Here is a 13318-nt window from a genome sequence, read left to right as displayed (position 1 = left end):
GTTCCATTCCGTAATTTCAAGAATATTTTCTTTGGGGCATTCCCTGCCTCTCGAATGGATATCCGCCGCTTTCCCTCGCGCCCGTGATCGGGGATAAGACAGCGCAGTTTTTGCAGGACCACCGATGACCACCGAGCAATTCACTTTTACCGTTGCCAAAACCGACGGCGCGGCGCGCACCGGCGAGATCAGGATGCCGCGCGGCGTGATCCGCACACCCGCCTTCATGCCCGTGGGAACGGCCGCCACCGTCAAGGCCATGTATCCGGACCAGGTGAAGGCGCTCGGAGCCGATGTGGTGCTCGGCAACACCTATCACCTGATGCTGCGCCCTGGCGCGGAGCGCGTGGCGCGGCTCGGCGGCCTGCACAAGCTGATGAACTGGCCTTATCCGATCCTCACCGATTCCGGCGGGTTTCAGGTCATGTCGCTCGCCTCGCTGCGGAAGATCGACGAGACGGGCGTGACCTTCCAGTCGCATATCGACGGTTCGAAGCATGTGATGACGCCGGAGCGCTCCATCGAGATTCAGGGCCTGCTCGGCTCCGATATCCAGATGCAGCTCGATGAATGCGTGAAGCTGCCTTGCACGGACGATGTGGCGGAGAAGGCCATGCGCTTGTCCCTGCGCTGGGCGGAGCGCTGCAAGATCGCCTTCGACAACCAGCCGGGCAAGGCGATGTTCGGCATCGTTCAGGGCGGTGCGGTGGAGCGCCTTCGCATCGAGAGCGCGAAGGAGCTGACGGCGATGGACCTGAAGGGCTACGCCATCGGCGGCCTCGCCGTCGGTGAGCCGCAGGACGTGATGCTGCGCATGATCGAGACGGTAGAGCCGCACCTGCCGACGACGAAGCCGCGCTATCTCATGGGCGTCGGCACGCCGGACGACATCGTCGAATCCGTGCGGCGCGGGGTCGATATGTTCGACTGTGTGATGCCGACCCGCGCGGGTCGCCACGGGCAGGTCTTCACCCGCTTCGGCCGCATGAATTTGCGCAACGCAAAATTCGCAGAGGACACGCGCCCGCTCGATGCGGAATCGATGTGCCCGGCCACCAACACCTACTCACGTGCCTATCTGCACCACCTCGTCCGCTCCAACGAGATCCTGGGTATGATGCTGCTGACCTGGCACAACCTTGCTTACTATCAGGACCTGATGGCAGGCCTGCGCAAGGCCATCGCCGAGGGGCGGCTTGCCGACCATATCGCCGAGATCAAGGAAGACTGGGCGAAGGGCGACCGCGACGGCATCGCGGACCATGCCGACAACCGCTCTACGGGCGGGGAGGATTGAGCACCTTGTAGAAGCCCGCTGCATCGCCTTTCCCGGTGGCGCGGGCGTCCTTCAGGCTTTCCACGATCCGGTGCGCGATCCCGATGCGATAGTGCAGGGGGTCCCAGTAATTCGCGTCGTTCTCCGTCACGGATGAGCGGAAGCGGAAATCGATCAGCGCCGCGCCTTTTTCCTTAGCGAGATCCGTGAGCTGAGTTTTGCAGGCGGCTTCGATCGCTGCATCACGCGTGCCGGGCACAGCCTGCGCGCGGATGTGGTTGGGCGTGAAGACGAGGGTCACCGTTGTAGAGGCCGGCACTTGCGACAGGAGTTCCTGAAGCCAGGGCAGTGCGGGGAAAACCACCTTCCGCTGCCCATCGGGGCTGATCCTGAAGGCCTTTTTCGGCGCGACCGGAAGCTGCCACTGATTGAGATGGAAACGCGCCCGCTCCAGATCGTAGGTCGCGTCATCCGGCACAAAGACCTCATAGCCATCGGCCGGGATACGCTCCGGCATGGAGCCGAGGCGATGGAGCAGCACGCGCCCCGCGATCTCGAGCCCTGTCAGGCTCAGGAGCTCGGGATAATCATTGAGGCGGCTGTCGTCGTAGAGCCACGGTGGAAAGGCGCGGAACGTCAGCTTTTTCTTGTCCGCATCCTCCTCGCACCAGGTGCGGTCGAGGCCGAGGATCAGGTTCTTCGACTCCGGGACGCTGCGCAGGAAGAGGCTCGCCAGCTGCATCTGCTCCCATGGCGTTGCGGCGTTCATGCCGAGATTGGCGAAGCGCCCGCCGAAGGCGGCATTGAGCTGTTTGGGGTCCAGCAGGCGCACCGTGGACGTGCCGAACACCGCTGAATCGAAGCGCCCGCTGCGAATGAGCTGCGGATACATGAACCGCTGGTTCACATCCATGATCGGCGTCGGCGGGCGGGACGCCGAGGCCTGCAGGCCGTATGGGTCCATGACGAGAACGAACGCGTAAAGCACGCCGGCCAGAACCAGGGCCGTCCCGGCAAAACACCAGACAAACCGCCGCCAAAGGCTATCGTGCGAAAGAACCGTCATCGGCGGGTGATCGCGGGAGACGGGGCGGATGTCAACGGGGAGCGATGTTCACGCATTGGCACAACATCTTAGAGTATGTAATACGCAGCCTACAGAAAGAGGACGGCATGGGCTCAACAGGCGGCGGTACAAGCGGGAACATCGTTTTTATCTCCTGGTTGCGAGCGATCGCACCCTTGATCGTGCTTTGGTCCCACCTCGGTGGCTGGTGGCTCTCCACGCGGAAGGTCCAGAGCCCACTTTACGATTTTTGGACGACTGCAGTCGTCACCCCCTTACATCTGCACCAGGATGGGGGGCATCTGGGTGTCCTCCTGTTCTTTCTTGTGAGTGGCTTCATCATCACGCACTCGTCGCTTCGTGAGGAAAGATTCGACTTTGCGCTCAAGCGCATTTTTCGCATTTTTCCAATGCTTTGGATTGCGGTCATTCTCGTCGTAATCCTGCACGCATCGGCAAAGATGTTGGGCTTTTGGAGCGTTTTGGGCCCTAGTTCAGGGAGCCAGAACTTAGAAACTGTATTGAAGTCCGCTTTTCTGGTGAATTGGTTCGTCGGCCCGCCCTATATCTTGAGCGTCACTTGGACCCTTGCCATCGAGATGCTTTTCTACGGCCTTGTTTGGCTCTTTATTCCGCTGACCAAGAAAAACCCGCTGGCCGCGAGTTGGGCTATGCTTGCGGTTTGCGTGACTGTGTATGGCCTTAACAGCCTTTCTTACTTCAAATTCGTCCATTTCATGTGGATTTGGATGTATTTGCCATTTTTGCTTGTCGGCAGAGCGTTTTATCTCGGAGCAAGCGGCAAGCTGGGCCCTGCGCAGGCGATTGTATACGGGTTGTGCTGTTACGGTGCTTTCGTGCTGTTGTTCAGCAATACGAACCCGATGTTCTGGCAGCCGGGGGCAGAGATCTTCATCTCGCATCTGTACACGATTGCGATCTTTTCTGCTTTCTGGGTAGGGAGTGTGACTGTCCTGCCGCGAATTGTCGGCTTTTTCTCAGATACAAGCTATTCGCTTTACCTTCTGCACGCGCCGCTCGGCGGCTTCTTCATCGACTTCCTGGCGACCCGCAATGGCCTGCGGTATGAGCTGGCTCTGGTAATCGCGCTGCCCGTTCTCTTTGGTTGTGTTTGGTTGACGCACACGTACATCGAGAAACCTGCGCAGAACTTTGCCCGCGCCCTCATCACTCTTGTTCGCGAGAGGAAAGCAAGGGTTACGCTCGCCTCTCCCGCTGAGTAGAGGGGGGGGCCGAAAGTCTGGGAATTTCCATCCGGATTTTTGAAATTTCAAACCACTATGAAAGTGGTGAGCGCGCTGGGACTCGAACCCAGGACCCTCTGATTAAAAGTCAGATGCTCTACCGGCTGAGCTACGCGCTCCCTCAGGGGTTCGCCCGAAATAGGGATTCTCGGAGGGCGGGTCAATCGAAAAGGGCGGCCTTGCCCGCCTATCTCACGCTTTTGGTGGCGCTTCGATGCGGAGTGCGGGGCAGGGACGGCGTTTTCCCGGCTCCTCAGCCTTGCCTGCCCTATGTTTCCGGAACGGGTGGGAGGAGCGCCATGGCGGCGAAAATGTTCAAGGTTGGCGATCACGTCTCCTGGAATTCCGAGGCCGGGCACGTCAGCGGCCATATCGTGCACGTGCACACGCAAGACGTGAACTATAAGGGCTACATTCACCACGCGAGTGAAGAAGATCCGCAATACGAGATCAAGAGCGACAGGACAGATCATGTGGCCCTGCATAAAGGCGGGGCTCTGCGAAAGATAAAATGATCGATTTGATCGCGACTGCACTTGCAGCCGGAGATTCGGAACAACATATCCGCGTGGATACACACGGATAAGCTTATGGACCAAATCCTCATTCTCGCCGCCGATCCCACCGCCTGGGCGGCGCTCGCCACCTTGATTGCCATGGAGGTGGTGCTCGGCATCGACAACCTGGTCTTCATTTCCATTCTCACCAACAAGCTGCCCGCCCATCAGCAGCAGCGAGCGCGGCGCATCGGCATCGGGCTGGCGCTGATCCTGCGCCTGGCGCTTCTTGGTACTATCGCGATCATCGTTCAGCTCACCGCGCCGATTTTCGAGGTTTTCGGCAAGGCTTTCTCCTGGCGCGACCTCATTCTCATCGCGGGCGGCCTGTTCCTGGTCTGGAAGGCGACGAAGGAGATCCACCACAGCGTGGACCCCAATCCCGGCTCCGATGTCTTTGAGAGCAAGAGGCCGCAACTCGGCTTCGGTGCCGCCATCGGCCAGATCCTGGTGCTCGATCTCGTCTTCTCCATCGACAGCATCATCACCGCCGTCGGCATGACGGATCACATCCCGATCATGGTCATTGCGGTGATCGTTGCGGTGGCGGTCATGCTCATCGCCTCCGATCCGCTGGCGCTGTTCATCCAGAAGAACCCGACCGTCGTCATGCTGGCATTGGGCTTCCTCTTGATGATCGGCATGACGCTCATCGCCGAGGGCTTCGGGGCGCATGTGCCGAAGGGCTATATCTACAGCGCAATGGCCTTCTCCGGCCTCGTCGAGGCGCTCAACATGCTCTCGCGGCGCGCGCAGAAACGCCAGTAACCGCAAGCCGTCGCACGAAAAAGGGCCGCCATCGGGCGGCCCTTTGCTTTTGGTGTGAGCGCGGAGCTAACTCGCGACGGCGGCGTCCTCGTGGCCGGGCGACAGGGCCTCGCCGTCGAAGACGCGGTTTCGTCCGGCTCTCTTGGCGGCATAAAGCCGTTTGTCGGCAACCTCGAAAAGGGCCTCCAGCGTGTCGCCGTTGATGCCGCCCGAGGCTGTGCCGATGGAGACGCTGATGTGACGGCCGGTTTCCGGGACGACCACTTCACTCACGTGCCGCCGAATGCGCTCCGCCATCGCCTGAACGCCGCCAGGGGGCAGGCCGGAGCAGAGCAGCACGAATTCGTCGCCGCCATAGCGGAAGAGATAATCGATATCGCGGGTGAGCGTGCCGATCTGATGTGCGGCGAAACGCAGGGCGGCATCGCCGGCGCGGTGGCCGAACTGGTCGTTGATGTTCTTGAAATTATCGAGATCGATGAGGAGAAGGCTGATCGGTCGATCGTCTTCGATGGCTTGCGCGACGATGGACGCTCCCTTCGCCTCGAAATAACCGCGGTCGAAAACACCGGTCAGCCGGTCCCGGCCGATGTTCTCGAGAAGATCCTCGTAGCGTTCGCGGTAGGTGAGGGCGCCGAACACATCCCACAAGCGGCGCTTGGGCCTTCCCAACGGTTGACGCGCGACCCAGCTCAGATACGCGCCTGCCATCGGGCTGAAGAGCAGCGCCATTGTCATCTTGGCGATCCACCCGCTCCACAACACGTCGACAGGCGCCATGATGAGAAAGCGCAGACCGGCGAAGAAGCCGAGTTGGTCGAAGGTGAGGATCGCGGTGGAGCTGACGAGTATCCTCGCCGTCCGGTTGTCACCCAGCCAGGTGCGGAGCTTCTCGTAGAGCAGAATGATGAGGATCGCGTCGATGAAGAGAAGCGCCGTGCCCCATCCCATCAGGAGACCCATTTCATCTAGTAGCTTGAGGTCCGGCGAGCGGTTGGGACTTAAGTCGGCCGTCCCATAAAGCGCAAGGGAACCCGCGAAGAGAATGACGACGGCATTGCCGATGAAAAGCCCGTAGATCGGCTGGCGTGCCGTATCCGCGTCCTCCGTGATGTAGACGAGGAGAATGAGGATGAGCTTGGAGGAAAACAGAAGAGCCGAGCCGGGCGAGGCGACGACCCCGAAGGGAAGGCCAATATAAAAGACACTGGCGAGATACGTTTCGAGAAAATGCATCACGCCAAGAACGGTGATGAAGACCCCGATGCCGATGCGCTTGCTGGCGCGAAGAATAGCCAGCATCATCGCGAAATAGATGGCTGCTTCCAGAATGAGCAGAATGGCGTTTCGATAGGCCATTGACGAATCCGTCGAATCCTTTGCTTGGAATCGGCTTTTCGCAAGTTAGTTTGCTCTCCTGTCGATGTATATCAGCTCGGTCGCGCTCATCGTTTTCTTTGTGCCGATAGTGATAAATTTGTCATGGCGCTTGTCGCACGCGTCTTGAAGAGGGCGACGGCGAAAACAATACAAGGCTCCATTAATTTCAAGCGCGATATTGACGTAGCGTAATAAATCGTGCTTCGGGGCGTCCCACCTTCCACGCAGATGTCGGCCCATAGCGGAACGAGCCCATGTCCTTAGACCCCATTTCCCTCGGGGTTGCCGCGGTTCTGCTGACCGTGGTGTCCGGGGCCTTGCTGCTCTTCGCATGGCTGCAGAACCGCCGCGTCACTGCACTTTTCTGGTGGGGGATCGGATTCTGCCTGGCGGCGGCGGGAGCGCTTTTCCTCGGCGTTCAGGGCATCGTTCCCGGCAACCGGTTGTTGGGCAATGGCCTCTTCGCGCTTGCTGCCGGGGCGCAATATGTCGGCTGCCGCTCTTTCAACGGGCGGCCGCCCAAGATCCTCGCGGCCTTCATCGGGGCCGGCCTCTGGGTCGCTCTATGGCCCCTGATCGCTCCGCATTTTCCCGCCCGCGTGTTCGTGATCTCGATGATCGGAGCGGCCTATTGCCTCCTGATGGCCTGGGAGTTGTGGCGGAATGCGCCGCAGCGGCTCATGTCCCAATCAGCCACCGTCTTCGTGCTGTTCTGCGCGGCCTTGTATTCCATCGTCCGGGCGGGCCTTGGGCTGGTCAACCAGACATTGACCAGCGTGGACCCCGCGACCGGGCAGTGGTCGGCGCCGATGGCCTTGGTGCTGGTCATCTATATGCCGACATCGGCGTTCCTGTTTCTCTCCATGTCCAAGGAGTTCGCTGAATCGGAATTCCGCCAGGCGGCTCTGCTCGATCCCCTGACACGCATTCCCAACCGGCGCGCCTTCTTCGCCGATGCCGAGGCTCTCGCCGCACGCCACAAATCCAGGCCCCTGAGCTGCCTTCTGTTCGATCTCGACGGCTTCAAGGAGGTCAATGACACCTTCGGCCATACGATGGGAGACAAGGTCATCACGACCTTCGCGCAAACCCTTGTCCATTTCCTGCCGTCCGGGGCATTCGGGCGGGTGGGGGGTGATGAGTTCTGCGCCATCGTACCGCAGGAGCGGGACGAGGCGCTTACCATCGCCGAAAGCATCCGCGCCGCGTTCCCCGCAGCGGTCGCGGAAAAACTCGGTGACACTCTCGGCGTCACGGTGAGCATCGGCTGCGCGACGGCGGTCGGCGTCGAGCCCGAAACCCTTGTCACGATGGCCGATGCCGAGCTTTATCGCGCCAAGTTCGGTGGGCGGAACAAGGTCATCGCGACCAGTGGCGATATCGTTCTGTTCCCTGCGTCCCCGATGGGGCGACGCAAGAACCGGGACTAGGTCTGACGGGTCCGGATTTCCCGGGGAGGCGAGGGGCGCAGCCCGCCGCCGATTTGACTTCGGCCGCCGTTTGCGGGAAGAGCGCCGGTCGTGCAGGGGCTTCCGCTCCTGTATTTTTCATGGATGACAGGGCGTTCGCCTATCGCCGGAGTTCCCGATGAACGATCTCGCAGATCAGATGCGCGCATTGCCGCGGCAGGGGTTCGTGGATCGCGCGGTGGAATTCTTCGAGCGCAGCCATGCCCGGATCTGCCTGGTTCTCGTTCTCCTGTCTTTGGCCTGCTTTCTGCCGGGCTTCACCTCGCTCCAGCCAATGGACCGGGACGAGCCGCGTTATGCCCAGGCCTCCAAGCAGATGCTGGAAACCGGTGATGTCGTGGACATCCGTTTCCAGGACGAAGCCCGGCACAAGAAGCCGGTCGGGATCTACTGGCTCCAGAGCATCAGCGTCGCCATCGGCGAGGCCGCGGGGATCCCTGAGGCAAGGACCACCATCGCCCTCTACCGCATCCCCTCGCTCCTCGGCGCGGGCGCGGCCGTCCTTCTGACCTATTGGGCCGCACTCGCTTTCCTCGGCAGGAGAGGGGCTTTCCTCTCCGCCGCGCTCATGGCGACCTCGATCATCCTGATGGTCGAGGCGCGGCTTGCGAAAACGGATGCCGTGCTCGCTGCCTGCTCCATCGCCGCGATGGGCGGTCTGGCACGCGCCTATCTCGGACGCGGGGCGGCGGTGTTGCCGCGCTCGGCGCTCGTCACGTTCTGGCTCGGCTTCGCCATTGGCATTCTCGTCAAAGGCCCGCTTGTCCTGATGTTCGTCGGCCTGACGGCGGCGATCCTCTCCTACCGCGAGCGTTCCGTCCGCTGGCTTCTGGCGCTGCGCCCGTGGTCGGGGCTGGTGGTGACGCTCCTGATCGTGCTGCCCTGGTTCATCGCCATCGCCCTGAAGAGCCACGGCGCGTTCTTCGCGGCGTCCGTCGGGCAGGACATGCTGGGCAAGGTTGGCACGGCGCAGCGCTATCACTGGGCTCCTCCGGGCTTTTACCTCACCGCCTTTTTCGCGACGTTCTGGCCGGGAGCCATTCTGGCGAGCATTGCGATACCCTTCGCCTGGAACAACCGGCGAGAGGACGCCATCGCTTTCGCCCTGGCCTGGGTCGTCCCGTCCTGGCTGATCTTCGAGGCGGTGCCGACCAAGCTGCCGCATTATGTCATGCCGCTTTATCCGGCCATCGCCATCGTCACGGTAATGGCCATCGGGCGCAGTTTCGTCGGTCCGCACCGGCCGCTCGCGAAAATCTCGACTTTCCTGATCCCGTTCATTCCCGTTGGCCTCACCATCGGCCTGCCTATCGCCAACTGGAATCTCGACCAGACGCTGCCCTACCGGGCGCTCCCGGCCCTGATCGTGTCGTCAGGCATCGCGCTTTATGCGTGGCGGCTGTTCGTGAAGGGCAGGGTCGTCGCGTGCCTTTCTGCGAGCCTGTTTTCCGCGATCTTCCTCGCCATCGGCGTTTTCGGCTTCGCACAGCTCGACCTGCGGTCGCTCAAGATCTCGCCGCGCCTTGCGCAGGCGGCGCGCGATGTGGCATGCCCGAAGCCGCTCGTCGCGACCCTCGGCTATCGGGAGCCGAGCCTTGTCTTCCTCACCGGCACCAATCTCGACATGCTGGAGACCGGAGAAGAGGCTGCAGCCTTCCTCGCCAAGGGCGGTTGCCGCGTCGTCTTCGTGGAAAAACGCTTCGAAGACGATTTCCGGGCGGCGTCCGCGCGCCTAAAGGTTTCCCCGGCGCTCTCGACCCGGGTCACAGGTTTCAATATCAACTCGGGCCGAAGGGCCGATATCGGGGTCTTTTCGACCACCCCGTAAGGGCATTCGTATTTTTTGAGAGGCGGCAGCAAGAGCCGTTGATTGATGGGTCAAGTATCTGTGCAACCTCAGGTCAGCATCGTCGTGCCGGTCAAAAACGAGGCGCTCAACATCCTCCCGCTGGTGGATGAGATCGAGCGCGCCTGCGCCGCGCTGGGCCCCTTCGAGGTCGTCTACGTGGATGACGGCTCCACCGACACGACGCCGGACGAAGTGCTGAAGGCCCGCGCCACGCGCCCGTGGCTGCGGCTGGTGCGGCACGAGGCGAGCTGTGGACAGAGCGCTGCCGTGCGCACAGGCGTGCGCGCCGCGCGGGGCGGCATCGTCGTCACGCTCGATGGTGACGGCCAGAACGATCCGGCCTTCATTCCAAACCTTGTCGCGGCCCTCGATGACGAGGGCACGGCGCTTGCCGCTGGCCAACGAGTCGGGCGCAAGGACGGCAACTCCAAGAAGTGGCAGTCGCGCGTTGCCAACAACGTGCGCGGCTGGCTGCTGGACGATGCGACCCGTGACAGCGGTTGCGGGCTCAAGGCCTTCCGTCGCGATGTCTATCTCGCCTTGCCCTATTTCGACGCGCTCCACCGCTTCATGCCCGCGCTCGTGAAACGCGAGGGCTACCGGGTCGCTCATGTGGACGTGGTCGACAGGTCCCGCCACGCCGGCACCTCCAATTACGGTCTCTTCGACCGTCTCTGGGTCGGCATTCTCGACCTGTTCGGCGTGTGGTGGCTGATCCGCCGCCGCAAACGTGTACCCAACGCGCAGGAGATCGCGTGATGCTGATGCGGCTCTCGCACGATCTCAGCTTGTATTTTTACGATGTGTTCGTCGCCCGCTTCGATTTCTGGGCGGCTTTCGGCGTGTTGGCCCAGCTCATCTTCGGCGCGCGTTTCATGGTGCAGTGGATCGCGAGCGAGAAGGCCGAGAAGAGCGTCATTCCCGTCGGCTTCTGGTTTCTGTCCATCGGTGGCGGGTTGATGACGCTGGTCTATGGCTTGGTCCGGCACGACATCGTCATCATTCTCGGCCAGGCGTTCTCGGTCTTCATCTACGTTCGCAATCTCATGCTGATCGCGAAGGACCGGCGCAAGAGAGCGGCCTGAATTGCCGCGTCACCCCGGGCGATCCGGGATGACGCCGTGTGTCGTGTCTTGTCAGGCCGCCTTCGCGTCCGCTTCCTTCAGGCGTGCGAAGCCTGCATCTAGATCGCGCTTCAGGTCATCCAGATCCTCGAGGCCGATATGGAAGCGCAGAGCGTGGCCGCCGGGGTTCCACTTCGTCGCCGTGCGGTAGGTCGAGCAGTCGAAGGGGATGACGAGGCTTTCGAACCCGCCCCAGGAATAACCCATCCCGAAAAGCTCCAGCCCGTCGAGCATCGCCGCGAGCGCCTTGTCGGAGCAGGGCTTGAGGATGATCGAAAACAGACCTGACGATCCCTTGAAGTCCCGCTTCCAGATGGCGTGGCCGGGGTCGGTCTCCAGCGCCGGGTGAAGAACCCGTGCCACCTCCGGCCGCTTGGCGAACCAGTGGGCCATGTCGAGAGCCTGCTTTTCATGTTCGCGCAGGCGAAGCGCCATCGTGCGCAGGCCGCGCAGGCCCAGGAACACGTCCTCCGGGCCGGGACACATGGCGAAGGCGTCGTAGGTCCGGCGCAGGGCCGGGAAGCACCGCTCGTTGGCGGAAACGAGGCCAAGCAACAGGTCCGAGCCGCCGCTGAGGTATTTGGTGCCCGCCTCGATGGCGATGTCGACGCCCCGTTCATGGGGCGGGCAGAAGAGGGGGGTCGCCCAGGTGTTGTCCATGAGGACGACCGCGCCATGCCGATGGGTAATCTCCGCGATGGCCGGAATGTCCTGCATCTCGAAGGATTGGGAACCGGGCGCTTCGGTGAGAACCGCCGTTGTGTTGGGGCGGAACAGGGCCTCGATCCCCGCGCCGATGAGCGGGTCATAGTAGGTCGTCTCGACGCCGAACCGCTTCAGGAAGCCGTCGCAGAATTCCCGTGTGGGGCGATAGGCGGAGTCGGTCACCAGAAGATGGTCGCCAGCCTTGAGGCAAGAGAGAAGCGCCAGGGAAACCGCAGCAAGGCCCGAGGGAGCCAGCACCGTTCCCGCGGCGCCGGAAATGGCCGTCCAGGCCGATTCGAGCGAATCCGTCGTCGGCGTGCCTTTGGTTCCGTAAGAGTACCTGCTGCGCCGATGGAGCAGATCGTCCGTCGTCGGGTAAAGAACTGTGGACCCCCGATAGATCGGCGTGTTCACGAATCCGTACTGGTCTGAAGGGTCGCGCCCCGCATGAACGAGACGGGTGCGGTCGCCGAGATCGGTGAGTTTAGGCGGTTTCTTGGACATTGTTTCATGCTGACGTTGGCGGAGAGAGGATGTGAAGCTGCCTCCGGAGCGCCGTCAACCCTTCTTGGGCTCTCATCCATCAACACTTGACCAGTGACCAATCATCGAATGTGATGGATTCGAGGCCGGTTCGCCCCGCGCGGCTCGGAGCGGTCAACGGAAACTCGGCCGGGCATCTCAAGCCCGGAGGGTCAAATCGACAGAGTGGAGAATAAACAACATGAAAAAGGCTATCGCATCGATTGCCTTCGGCCTGATGGCGGCGAGCTTTGTCGCTACGGGCGCATCCGCCCAGGCGACCCTCGCCAGCGTGAAGCAGAAGGGTTACCTGACCTGCGGTTCGAACACCGGCCTCGCCGGCTTCGGCCTGCCGGATGCCCAGGGCAACTGGACGGGGCTGGACGTCGAGTTCTGCCGCGCCATCGCCGCCGCCATCTTCGATGATCCGACCAAGGTCCGCTTCATCCCGCTTTCGGCCAAGGATCGTTTCACGGCGCTCCAGTCGGGTGAGGTTGACGTTCTGTCCCGCAACTCGACGGTGACCATGTCCCGCGATACGCAGCTCGGCCTCGATTTCCCCGCCGTCAACTACTTCGACGGCCAGGGCTTCATGGTTCGCAAGAAGCTCGGCATCTCCTCCGCGAAGGAGCTGAACGGCGCTTCGATCTGCACCCAGCAGGGCACCACGACGGAGCTGAACCTCGCGGACTACTTCCGCGCCAACAACATGAAGTACGAAGTCGTGGCCTTCGCGACCTCGGACGAAACGTTCAAGGCCTATGATGCCGGCCGCTGCGATGCGTTCACCACGGACGCCTCCGGCCTCTACTCCGAGCGCCTGCGCGCCTCGAACCCGGACGATCATATCGTTCTGCCGGAAATCATTTCCAAGGAACCGCTTGGCCCGGCAGTTCGCCACGGCGACAACCAGTGGGGTGATATTGTCCGCTGGACCCACAACGCCATGCTCGATGCTGAAGAGCTCGGCGTCACCAAGGCCAACGTCGACCAGATGAAGGGTTCCGACAATCCGGAGATCAAGCGTCTGCTCGGCACCGAAGGCAAGTTCGGTGAAGCCGTCGGCCTCACCAACGATTGGGCGTACCGCATCGTCAAGCACGTCGGTAACTACGGCGAGAGCTTCGAGCGCAACGTGGGCGAAGGCTCTAAGCTCAAGATCAAGCGCGGCCTGAACGCCCAGTGGACCAAGGGCGGCCTGCAGTACGGCCTGCCGGTCCGCTAATCGGATTTGAAAAAACGGGGCGTCCGGACCAATCCGGACGCCCTCAATAAAGACATGCCGCCCAAGCGGCAGGCTAGTTCAGGAAACGGCCCAATAACAAAAGCCTTCAGAG

General features: G+C 61.8%; 12 protein-coding genes and 1 tRNA gene. 9 read left to right on the top strand and 4 right to left on the bottom strand.

Annotation, left to right across the window (positions count from 1 at the left end; genetic code table 11):
- Positions 1-124: 124 nt before the first annotated feature.
- Positions 125-1297 (top strand): tRNA guanosine(34) transglycosylase Tgt, encoded by a 1173-nt coding sequence (gene tgt, locus DQW91_RS13615; protein ID WP_112664192.1) that lies wholly within the window; start codon positions 125-127, stop codon positions 1295-1297.
- Here tgt and DQW91_RS13610 read toward each other — a convergent pair.
- Positions 1278-2342 (bottom strand): hypothetical protein, encoded by a 1065-nt coding sequence (locus DQW91_RS13610; RefSeq protein WP_112664191.1) that lies wholly within the window; start codon positions 2340-2342, stop codon positions 1278-1280. The genes tgt and DQW91_RS13610 overlap by 20 nt on opposite strands.
- Before the next feature lie 107 nt (positions 2343-2449).
- On the opposite strand from DQW91_RS13610, the gene DQW91_RS13605 reads away from it, so the two are divergent.
- The gene (locus tag DQW91_RS13605) at positions 2450-3586 is read left to right on the top strand and encodes an acyltransferase family protein (protein ID WP_157961449.1); all 1137 of its coding nucleotides are present in this window, start codon (positions 2450-2452) and stop codon (positions 3584-3586) included.
- Positions 3587-3650: 64 nt separating this feature from the next.
- Here the strand turns inward: DQW91_RS13605 and DQW91_RS13600 are convergent.
- Positions 3651-3726: transfer RNA gene (locus DQW91_RS13600), tRNA-Lys, on the bottom strand.
- Positions 3727-3906: 180 nt separating this feature from the next.
- Here DQW91_RS13600 and DQW91_RS16665 point away from each other — a divergent pair.
- Positions 3907-4122 (top strand): hypervirulence associated TUDOR domain-containing protein, encoded by a 216-nt coding sequence (locus DQW91_RS16665; RefSeq protein WP_157961448.1) that lies wholly within the window; start codon positions 3907-3909, stop codon positions 4120-4122.
- Positions 4123-4197: 75 nt separating this feature from the next.
- A complete protein-coding gene (locus DQW91_RS13590; protein WP_112664188.1) occupies positions 4198-4932 on the top strand; it encodes a TerC family protein in 735 nt (244 codons plus the stop codon).
- Positions 4933-4998: 66 nt separating this feature from the next.
- On the opposite strand, the gene DQW91_RS13585 is transcribed toward DQW91_RS13590, so the two are convergent.
- Positions 4999-6291, bottom strand: coding sequence for a GGDEF domain-containing protein (locus DQW91_RS13585; RefSeq protein WP_112664187.1), 1293 nt, complete (start codon positions 6289-6291; stop codon positions 4999-5001).
- A gap of 275 nt (positions 6292-6566) precedes the next feature.
- Here DQW91_RS13585 and DQW91_RS13575 point away from each other — a divergent pair, with 275 nt between their 5' ends.
- From DQW91_RS13575 to DQW91_RS13560, 4 genes are all read left to right on the top strand, one after another.
- On the top strand, positions 6567-7742 hold the full coding sequence (locus DQW91_RS13575) for a GGDEF domain-containing protein (RefSeq protein WP_112664185.1): 1176 nt from the start codon (positions 6567-6569) through the stop codon (positions 7740-7742).
- 157 nt (positions 7743-7899) lie between these two features.
- On the top strand, positions 7900-9609 hold the full coding sequence (locus DQW91_RS13570) for an ArnT family glycosyltransferase (RefSeq protein WP_112664184.1): 1710 nt from the start codon (positions 7900-7902) through the stop codon (positions 9607-9609).
- Between the two features lie 45 nt (positions 9610-9654).
- Positions 9655-10389, top strand: coding sequence for a glycosyltransferase family 2 protein (locus tag DQW91_RS13565; protein WP_112664183.1), 735 nt, complete (start codon positions 9655-9657; stop codon positions 10387-10389).
- Positions 10389-10715, top strand: coding sequence for a lipid-A-disaccharide synthase N-terminal domain-containing protein (locus tag DQW91_RS13560; protein ID WP_112664182.1), 327 nt, complete (start codon positions 10389-10391; stop codon positions 10713-10715). The genes DQW91_RS13565 and DQW91_RS13560 overlap by 1 nt, the downstream gene beginning before the upstream one ends.
- Before the next feature lie 51 nt (positions 10716-10766).
- Here DQW91_RS13560 and metC read toward each other — a convergent pair whose 3' ends face one another.
- Entirely contained in the window at positions 10767-11963 is a 1197-nt protein-coding gene (gene metC / locus DQW91_RS13555; protein ID WP_112664181.1) for a cystathionine beta-lyase, read from the bottom strand.
- 220 nt (positions 11964-12183) lie between these two features.
- Here metC and DQW91_RS13550 point away from each other — a divergent pair, with 220 nt between their 5' ends.
- Positions 12184-13206 carry an amino acid ABC transporter substrate-binding protein gene (locus tag DQW91_RS13550; RefSeq protein WP_112664180.1) on the top strand — a complete coding sequence of 341 codons (1023 nt, stop codon included), beginning with the start codon at positions 12184-12186 and terminating at the stop codon, positions 13204-13206.
- Positions 13207-13318: the final 112 nt, after the last annotated feature.

Source organism: Microvirga flavescens, from assembly GCF_003290125.1.
GTDB lineage: Bacteria > Pseudomonadota > Alphaproteobacteria > Rhizobiales > Beijerinckiaceae > Microvirga > Microvirga flavescens.
Note: the sequence above shows the minus strand (reverse complement) of the source record. Positions and strands in the feature narration are given on the sequence as shown.

Coding starts and splice junctions, on each gene's coding strand:
- DQW91_RS13610 (WP_112664191.1), bottom strand. CDS start 2,342: ATGACGGTTCTTTCGCACGATAGCCTTTGGCGGCGGTTTGTCTGGTGT.
- DQW91_RS13565 (WP_112664183.1), top strand. CDS start 9,655: ATGGGTCAAGTATCTGTGCAACCTCAGGTCAGCATCGTCGTGCCGGTC.
- DQW91_RS13585 (WP_112664187.1), bottom strand. CDS start 6,291: ATGGCCTATCGAAACGCCATTCTGCTCATTCTGGAAGCAGCCATCTAT.
- DQW91_RS13560 (WP_112664182.1), top strand. CDS start 10,389: ATGCTGATGCGGCTCTCGCACGATCTCAGCTTGTATTTTTACGATGTG.
- tgt (WP_112664192.1), top strand. CDS start 125: ATGACCACCGAGCAATTCACTTTTACCGTTGCCAAAACCGACGGCGCG.
- DQW91_RS16665 (WP_157961448.1), top strand. CDS start 3,907: ATGGCGGCGAAAATGTTCAAGGTTGGCGATCACGTCTCCTGGAATTCC.
- DQW91_RS13550 (WP_112664180.1), top strand. CDS start 12,184: ATGAAAAAGGCTATCGCATCGATTGCCTTCGGCCTGATGGCGGCGAGC.
- DQW91_RS13590 (WP_112664188.1), top strand. CDS start 4,198: ATGGACCAAATCCTCATTCTCGCCGCCGATCCCACCGCCTGGGCGGCG.
- DQW91_RS13575 (WP_112664185.1), top strand. CDS start 6,567: ATGTCCTTAGACCCCATTTCCCTCGGGGTTGCCGCGGTTCTGCTGACC.
- DQW91_RS13570 (WP_112664184.1), top strand. CDS start 7,900: ATGAACGATCTCGCAGATCAGATGCGCGCATTGCCGCGGCAGGGGTTC.
- metC (WP_112664181.1), bottom strand. CDS start 11,963: ATGTCCAAGAAACCGCCTAAACTCACCGATCTCGGCGACCGCACCCGT.
- DQW91_RS13605 (WP_157961449.1), top strand. CDS start 2,450: ATGGGCTCAACAGGCGGCGGTACAAGCGGGAACATCGTTTTTATCTCC.